4 protein-coding genes are annotated in these 8,238 nt (G+C 41.1%); all 4 read right to left on the bottom strand.

The window, feature by feature from the left end:
* The coding region (locus B3Z75_RS10055) for a sugar phosphate isomerase/epimerase family protein (protein WP_294071084.1) at positions 1–839 on the bottom strand (839 nt) is incomplete at its 3' end.
* A gap of 44 nt (positions 840–883) precedes the next feature.
* Complete coding sequence (locus B3Z75_RS10050; RefSeq protein WP_294071111.1) at positions 884–2,908, bottom strand: family 16 glycoside hydrolase; 2,025 nt, start codon at positions 2,906–2,908, stop codon at positions 884–886.
* A 358-nt stretch (positions 2,909–3,266) separates the two neighbouring features.
* The gene (locus tag B3Z75_RS10045) at positions 3,267–5,051 is read right to left on the bottom strand and encodes a RagB/SusD family nutrient uptake outer membrane protein (RefSeq protein WP_294071081.1); all 1,785 of its coding nucleotides are present in this window, start codon (positions 5,049–5,051) and stop codon (positions 3,267–3,269) included.
* A gap of 110 nt (positions 5,052–5,161) precedes the next feature.
* Positions 5,162–8,152, bottom strand: a complete 2,991-nt coding sequence (locus tag B3Z75_RS10040) for a SusC/RagA family TonB-linked outer membrane protein (protein ID WP_294071078.1) — start codon at positions 8,150–8,152, stop codon at positions 5,162–5,164.
* Between the last annotated feature and the right edge of the window lie 86 nt (positions 8,153–8,238).

Genomic DNA, 8,238 nt, shown 5'->3' with positions numbered 1-8,238 from the left:
AAATAACCTCTGTATCCGGTTCTTTTAATAATCTCCATGATACGCTCTAAATCAATCGGCACCACACTTGCAGCTCCAAATGCACTCTCTTTCAGCTGAAAATTAACCGCATAAGGCATCACTTTTTCAATATCCACATAGGGATCAGGGGTCAAAAAATAACCGGTGTCGACAATCACACCAAACCATTCGGAGTTTACCATTTGTACAAGTTTGATCGTTTCATCGGCAGTTTTCAAGAAATCCCCGTGATTCTGAACTCCAAGTAAAATACCTTTTTCCTTACCATAATCAGCACATTCTTTTATGCTTTCGGCCATGTATCCGGCCACCTCATCCCATTTATTTTCATAGCCTGATGGAACAGGACCTGCAAAAATACGCACAACGGGCGCTCCCAATTTTGCAGCCACATCTATCCACTCCTTCACGTGTTTGACGTCGGCAGCACGGTTGGCAGGATCAGGATCGGCAAAATTATTCCGAACCCCTGTGCCTGTTATGATAATGCCTGAAGTATGTGCATACTTTTTCAGATTATAAATGAATTCATCACTGGGTAATTCAGGATAATTCGGAAAATAATAGCCGGTCAGATCAACACCGTCAAAACCTTGCACAGCACACCAGTCTATCAGTTCGAAAAGAGACATTTTCTCGCCACTCCTGTTTTTTGAGTAGTTCAATAGTGGTTTTGTGAATGAATAGGCATTCAACGCAATTTTCACATCAGCTTTACCGGGACGTTTGATGATTAAATTATCTTGTCCAAAAGAGTTTGATGCTCCAAACAGGAATACAGTTAAAAATAGTACGCTATAAAATAATTTCACTTTCATACGATTAAAATATTTTTTTTACATCAATATATATGAAACTCGCTTTAATTGCCCATCTCACCGTGAGTCAAGGTTTCCCAAATAATATGGTGATTTGTTCCCGTAGGACGATTGGTGGGGATTACTGCGCCAATTTTTGGTAAATTATTTCCCTTTCGGTTGTGGAAATGATTATAGGCAATCTCCCAGGTTGGATTCAGTGCAAATTCCAAATGTTCAGGCCAGGGCCTATTGTTGGGTTTCAGATATTGCCCTTGAAATTCCATTGCTGCCATGATTCTTTCTCCTTCTTCTCCATACAAGTCAACCCCTTGTATGTAGGCTGTTTCTGCCGCATTCACCATGGAGGCAAATGCCATCCAGGCATGGTGTGTATCGCGGGCTGTTTCTTGCAGAAGTCCATCGACAAATTCAGGGGTATATCCCTTGTTTCCCCATATAGCCATTCCGCATCCCGGTGGCTCAATCGGTGTAGGCCCATCCGATTTCAAATAAATATAGGCTGGCGTTCTTCCCCGCCACATCTTCACACCCAAGTCAAACACTTCCTTATCATCATTGAAAACGCCAATATTGATAAGAGCCTCACTCATAGCTAATTCCTTGTTCCCGTTTTCACAGTTACCATGTATGATAGAAGGTAAGTACTGTGTACGAAGCATGTTTTGAAATCTTGCGATGTCGGATTCTTTCCAGCCATCGTAGGTGTAACGGATAATTTCGGCAGCACGGGGCCAAACGGATCCGCACCAGGCAGCCTGAACAGGGCCATTGGCGTAATTGTGTCCGCCATTGAGGGTGTATGACCATTCGTTCATTATCCTGATGGCGTTCTCGGCATACGTTTTATTACGGGTAATCACCCAAAGCAATGCTTGAGAATAAGCAGCAATCACATCTGACTGTTCATCTTTACAACCGATATCCGGATTGGAATATGGACCACATGAAACAGTATCATACGCTGTAGGCATGTAATCCAGAGCGCCGTAGCGACTATCTTTCAATGCCATAAAAGCAGTTTTCTGGGGTTCAATACCATTATTAACACGGTTTCTTATTTCCTCCAACTGACCGGAATTAATTAAAATTCCGGGATGCACAAACTCTGATGCAGGAGCAGGTTTATCACTAAAAATATAAGTTGTATTGACACTTTTGTCCGCGTAGAATGGATTTAGTTCGCCTTCATAACTTGCATCGTATCTTTTGTTGCTGCTTCCTTTTTTCTTCCCGGACTTTTGATCTGCAGAGTTATTATTTACAGATGTTTTCTTTGAACCGTTTTTTAACGCTACATCAGCACCAACAGTAGTCCCTGCATTTTTTCTGCCGCCACCTTTTTTACCTCCGGCTTTATTGCCTCCTTTTTTGGTTGGGGACACCGTTTCCGAATCATCGTCCTGGCCGGATTTCGCTTCCACAGTTTGAAAGTTTTCGGTCCCTTTCAACGTTTTATCAATTACCCAGATATTTCTGAACTGATAAGCTGTTCCATGATCTTGCAAATAAACGGGTCCGACACCGGCTTCGCCTAATTTAGCCGTTGAGCCTTTTACAGAAACGATTTCAACATCATCATAAATGGTCACGCCGTTATGTACAAGTGTAATGCGGGCATTTTCTATTTTTTTTGTTCCGGTGGCATCGAACCGGGGGGCTCTGAAGTCAATATCAAATGTTTGCCATTGCATTGGTGGAAACGCCATATTGAAGGACGGGTATAAATCCTTCGGATCCGAGACATTTCCGAAACCAATCGGGGTTCCGCCGACTGTCCCATATGCATCTTTTATATTCAATTCATATCTTGACATTAAATATACGCCACCATTTGTAACGTCACCAAGCAATCTAAACTCAAGGTGCATTTTTAAATCGCCAAATTTTTGTTTGGTAATGATTGACCCGCTGTTTGGCACAACTTCAAGTATTCCTCCGGGCAAAATTTTCCAGTTGTCGGCGGGAGCCCCTCCCTCCAACCAGTCTTTTTCGGCTACCTTGGTCCACGCATCCATGTTTTTTCCGTTGAAGAGCACAATGGCATCTTTGGGAGCTTTCGCACCCATAGTTGGAGAAGTGCGCATAATGGGTTTCAAGGCAAAGGACTGATTTCCACTTTTCAGGCTCATATCTTTTTTACTGATTTTTCCACTCCAATTGCGGCCTGATATGGTCAGCTCAAACTCACTTGCTTTCACGCCGGCCAATTCGGCTATCGGTTTGCCGCGCGTTGTCAGGTCATCGACGATGTTGATTTTATATGCATTATTTTTGTCTTTGTATACTTGGGCAAAATAATTTCCACTCGTGGATTTCCAATCGCCACAGAATGCATCCAATCTATCAACGCCTTGCGAAAAAGCGAAAGATGAGATGAAAAGCAGTACAATTAAATTCAAATATTTCTTCATTTAATGGTCTTTTTTACTGATTAAAACCTGGATTTTGAGGCATTACAGAATTCAGATTGGCATCGATTACTGTTTGGGGAATGGCAAATAATGTGTCACGAAGCGTCATATTCTTATCTATCTTGTTAAATTCCTGTACCCTTCTGAAGAAGAATTTCTCCCCTCCCATTCTTAAAAGCGTATATCTGCGCTGTTCCTCCAGAAGCAGTTCCCGTGAACGTTCATCCAAAATATAATCCAGGAAGGAAGTCAGGTCTGTACCTAAATCGGATATAGTAACTAATTTTGCATTTGCGCGATCACGAAGCAAATTAATATCATTGGCTGCTCCTTGCAGATTGTTCAGTCGTCCTTTTGCTTCCGCACGTAGTAAAACAGTTTCTGCGAGACGCATAAAAACCTGATCTGAATGTGATTCGGTGGTGGTTGGAAAACCCGGGTCACAATATGCAAATTTCAAGCTGTAAGGCCAGTTGTTATCATTCGATGTATTGTCAGACAATAAATTAAAATTATACGCTCCACTTTGAAATTTGTCTCCAGGGTTTGTTACCTTTTTTTTGGAAGTAGGTGTAGCCAGCCAAACTGTATCGCCAGCTTTCCAAAGTTGTTTTGTGGCAGGATTTTGGATTCCGGCAAAATCATCCAATGCTCCTACTGTAAAATATTTTCGAATGGCATATTCCGATCCTCTTTGATCCAATCTTTTATTTAAACTGTCGCTTGATGAATAATACAGTAACAAGCCTTTTTTGGTCAATGTCTGTCTGCTCCAGCCTCTTCCACCTCTTTCATCGGTGTACGTGAGAAATCCCTTTTTACCACAATACTGAACCTGATCATACCTGTTTGTGGTTTCATGACGCATCAGATTATCACTTCCTCCCACTACATTTTGTTCGTACTGCAGCACCCACAACGCTTCGGTATTTCCATCCGAAATATTGGTTTTTGACGGATGAAACATATCCATAAAGGCAGCACCCGGTTTGTCAGAATTAGCTCCATACCGTGAAGTTATCAACTTATATGGACCCTTATTAATGCATTCATTAGTCCAGTATAATGCGGAGTCTGGCTTTCCGACAGCCAGGTAGGTTTCTGCCAAATAAGTTTGAACTGCACCGCGTGAGATATGTCCGGCCTTTTCGGGAATCCAGGGTAGATTTTCTGATGCATACTTTAAATCATTGATCATCAACTTCCGAATAACCGACACTTTCTCGCGAACGAGATCTGTTTGAATATTTTCGCCCGACACTTCTTCTGTCATTAACGGTACATCGCCCCATAAATAGGTTAGATGACGGTAAGCCCATGCGCGGATAGCCCGTGCCTCTGCTACAATTTTTTCTTTGTTGTTTTCGCCTACTCCCCAATCCACATCCGGATTTTCTGCACGCGAAATAATTTGGTTGGAAGCACTGACCGCCTTATAAAGCCATAAGAATATTTTGTCCAGGTTGGGATCGGTTGAGGTGCTTTTAGTCCAGTCACCCAAAAGCGTAGTCAATCCTCCCGAAGTTCCGGTAGCTACATTATCCGTTCCTGCTAAATAAATTTGAGAACAAAGGTCAATTTTTCCAAAACCTCCGGTATAATTTATTCCGCTTCTTTCTTGCTGAACCAATGAATAAAGTCCATTAATTCCTGCATTAAAACCGTCTACGTTGGTGTAAAGCACATCCGCAGTAATAAAATGTGGAGGTTTTTCTACCAGCATATCATCTGAGCAACTACCCAAAAAGCCAATTAACAGGAAAATTGCTAACACTGTTGTTATTTTTATCTTTTTCATACGATTATTTCATTTATTACATTATGGTGTATGGAACTCACGATAATCATCATCTTGGGTGTAATGATGTTCATGTTCGTTTCATTTTATATTCTGTTTAAGTAGTTTTTTTAGAATGATAAATTCAAACCAAGAATGTATTCCCGTTGCAATGGAATAGCTCTTTGATTGTCAAGTTCCGGATCCAGTGCCCCCCACTTGGTAAAAGTAAATAAATTCTTACCGGTAAAGTACACTTTAGCATTCTCCAGTCTAATAACATTCAAGGCTTTACGTGGAATTGAATAAGCCAACGTCACCTCTTTTACCCTTACAAAGTCAGCATTTTCATAGACACTCGGATAATTTCCTTTGCCAAGGTATTTATTTGCCTGACTTGCATTAGACCAGTAGTCATTGGTCGGATTGTCGACTGTCCAATAATTCTGCTTAATCAAATAAGTCCTGTCTTTATAAGGATTGGCTTTTAATACTCCTGTTTTTCCATACATGAAAAATGACAAGCTAAAATCATTGTATTTGAAGTTATTTGTCAGTCCCCATGTGAAACTTGGCTCAGGGGAACCTATCAGCTGACGGTCGGCCGGTCCGTAAACACCATCCTTATTAAAGTCATCATAGCGTGCATAGCCCGGTTTCGCTCCGTACTGTTCCGCCAGGATTTCATCTGACTGTTGCCATACACCAATGAACTTATAGTCGTAATTTACCATTATCGGTTGCCCAATAAACCAGTTATTGGCGACATCATCTTTACCGTCTCCGTACAAATCCACTATTTTGGTGTGAATAGTGCTCATATTCAGATTTGTAGACCATGAAAAGTCTCTTGTTTGAATTAAATTGGCGTTCACCATAAATTCAACCCCTTCGTTGTTGGTTTTTCCGATGTTTTGAAAAATGTAATTCACGCCATGAACCGCAGAAATTGAACGTTTCAGGAGTAAGTCTTCCGTATTGTTGTTATAGACGTTTATTTCTCCTGTTATCCTTGAATTGAATAATCCAAAATCCAATCCGACATTAAATGCATACGTTGTTTCCCACCCCAACGTGGCTGTTCCAAGAGTGATCGGGATGTATCCCGGTTGAGGTACTCCCGAGCTATTATAGTCTCCGGCACCTAACTGAGACAGGGTTTGGTAAGGAACAATGGCCTGATTCCCGTTTTTCCCGTAAGATAAACGTAATTTCAGCGTGTTCACACTTTCTTTTGCATTCGAGAAAAATGATTCGTTTGCGATATTCCAGCCTATGGCAGCAGACGGAAAAACTCCATACTTCCTCTTCTCTCCGAATCCCGAATAACCATCGCGTCTCACTGTACCTGTAAACAAATAACGACTGTCATAACTATAGTTTAGGCGAAGCATTTGGGATATCAAATCGGTCTTACTATACTCATAATCCGGAGTGTACTTACTCGCCTGCGGGGCACCATACCAGGAGAGAAAATCATTTGAAAAACCGCTTGCGCTGATAATTGTGTTCTTGTTCTCTTTTTCTTCAAGACTGTATAATCCTGTCAGGAACAAGCTATGTCTTGCAAAATCACGTTTGTAGGAAAAAATATTTTCTAAAATATAGGAGTGGTCGGCTCCATTGTTTGTTCTGCTTTCTCCTTTTATATCATCGGCCAAATTGGTATTAAGACCGTGATACCAGTTCTTTTCAGTAGATGAATATTGTACACCCGTATTCAGCTGGTATGAGAATCCCTTTATAAAAGGAAGTTCAATATTAATATAATTATTGGCAGAGATGGCATATCTTCTGTTCAAATCATCGTATAATAAAGGTTCAAGCGGATTCAGTTTTCTTGGTTCGTCGGCTATCGGGTAAATGTTTATTGAACCATCCGGATTGAATGGAACCGCCAGGGGTGATTTATTGAAAACATCGATAAAGGAAGGAGTAGCTCCGCTATTATCGGTATAAGAAAGCATTACATTTGTACCCAACGTCAGCCAGTTGTTCATATCAGACTTCAGGTTAATTCTGGAAGTACCGCGCTGATATTTATCATTTAAGACAATACCGGTAGTCCCTAAATAGGAAAAACTTGTATTGTAAGTGATGCGGTCGTTTCCTCCGGACACCGAAAGGTTATGGCGTGTACTGTTTCCATTTTGAATGATGAGATCTCTCCAGGTCCACGACTTATAACTTCCGGAGTCGTAAACTTCTTGCTCTGAATCTGTCAAAGGAAGATTTTCTTCGTCTGAAACATCTGCGCCTTGCTTGAAATCCAGATATTCATCGCCATTCATTAAGTGTGGAAAATTTGCTACCGATTGAATGGAATAAAAAGCATCATAACGAATGGTAGGTTTCCCTTTCACACCCTTTACGGTTTGAATCAGGATTACTCCATTTGAAGCTCTTGAACCGTAAATAGCACTTGACGATGCATCCTTCAAGACTTCAATGGATTCAATGTCCTTCGGATTGATATCCGACAAGCTTCCATAAAAAGTAACTCCATCGAGTACAATCAGGGGGTCGTTGCTCGCGCTGATTGAGTTCCTGCCACGGATAAGCAGTACAGCGCCACTTTCCGGATTTGCTCCTGCTTGAGTAGGTGTGATGTTCAGACCTGCAACAGCGCCTTGAAGATATTGAATAGCATCCGTTGCCACTCCATTGTTTATCCTGTCTTTCGAGACAGAGGCCACAGCACCCGTAATGTCACTTTTTTTCTGTGTGCCATAACCTACCACCACCACCTCATCCAATCCAATAAGCTGAGGATCAAGAGAAACATTCAACACCGTTTCGCCTTTCCATAATTTTTCCGTTGTTGTATAGCCAACATAGGAAAAAAGTAAAAATTCGTTGTCAGTTGACGGTAGCGACAACCTGTAGTTACCATCTACATCCGTAACAACTCCCTGGGTAGTACCTTTTACAACCACTGTAACACCAATTAAGGGTTCACCTGTAGTTGCATCAGTTACGGTTCCGGAAACGATTACTGTATCGGCAGCTTTCGAAGGTATCAGGAAAATAGTGAGAATAAAAAACACGAAAAGTGCTTTTTTACACAACAGCCCACTTAAATAGGCAAGAGAATGTTTTTCGAAGCATTTAATAATTTTCATATTATTTGAGATTATATAAATAAATTATCACGACATCAAGCACTAAAGACAGTAATATCCAACACGATACACATACAGCAGGAATA

Source organism: Proteiniphilum sp. UBA1028 (assembly GCF_002316955.1).
Taxonomy (GTDB): Bacteria; Bacteroidota; Bacteroidia; order Bacteroidales; family Dysgonomonadaceae; genus Proteiniphilum.
The sequence above is the reverse complement of the archived record's forward strand: the minus strand, read 5'-3'. Positions and strand labels throughout refer to the sequence as shown.

Coding starts and splice junctions, on each gene's coding strand:
- B3Z75_RS10045 (WP_294071081.1), bottom strand. CDS start 5,051: ATGAAAAAGATAAAAATAACAACAGTGTTAGCAATTTTCCTGTTAATT.
- B3Z75_RS10050 (WP_294071111.1), bottom strand. CDS start 2,908: ATGGGTGCGAAAGCTCCCAAAGATGCCATTGTGCTCTTCAACGGAAAA.
- B3Z75_RS10040 (WP_294071078.1), bottom strand. CDS start 8,152: ATGAAAATTATTAAATGCTTCGAAAAACATTCTCTTGCCTATTTAAGT.